This is a genomic window from Hymenobacter defluvii, assembly GCF_017589435.1.
GTDB classification, from domain to species: domain Bacteria; phylum Bacteroidota; class Bacteroidia; order Cytophagales; family Hymenobacteraceae; genus Hymenobacter; species Hymenobacter profundi.
On sequence record NZ_JAGETX010000104.1, the window covers coordinates 1 to 629 of the forward strand.

Genomic DNA, 629 nt, shown 5'->3' on the forward strand with positions numbered 1-629 from the left:
CTATTACAGGTTATTTTTTCCTTTTCTAGTTCAAAATGTTAAGAAACTACTCTATATAGATGTCGATACTTTGATAGTAGGTAATTTGAAGGAATTATTTGAAGTGAACTTGCATGGCCGTCCAGTGGCAGCCGTTACGGATACAGACATGCCTGTGCGTTCTGATTTGGGAATCTATTCCGCGGAAGACTACTTCAATTCTGGTGTTTTACTCCTTGATATTACAAAGTGGAAAGAGCAGCAAATAACTGAACAAGCCTTAAAGATTATTCAGGAGCAGCCTGATAGGATTAAGCAATATCCGGATCAGGATGCATTAAATATGGTTTTGAAAGACAATTGGTATAAGCTCCCTGTTTCGTACAACCTCATGCGACTGTACGTGCCTAATGAGGTCCCTAAACGCCGATTTGCGGATTTTTTAGAAGGAAAGAAAATTATCCACTACAATGGTAAGAAACCGTGGTTTAGCGACTGTGAGCATCGCTTACGACATGTTTATCAACAATATGCGCGCTTGTCTCCCATAGTTGGCGCTGACAAAATCACCAAAGTTTCACTCCCAAAGGCCAAACAAGAGTTACTTTTTCGCTCGCGTATGGTTGAGTTTTACTTTGATCATCCAGAGT

The 629-nt window shown here is 40.2% G+C and carries 1 protein-coding gene; it reads left to right on the forward strand.

Translation table 11 applies throughout. The features are described from left to right. The coding region (locus tag J4D97_RS23180; protein ID WP_208309652.1) for a glycosyltransferase family 8 protein at positions 1-629 on the forward strand (629 nt) is incomplete at both ends.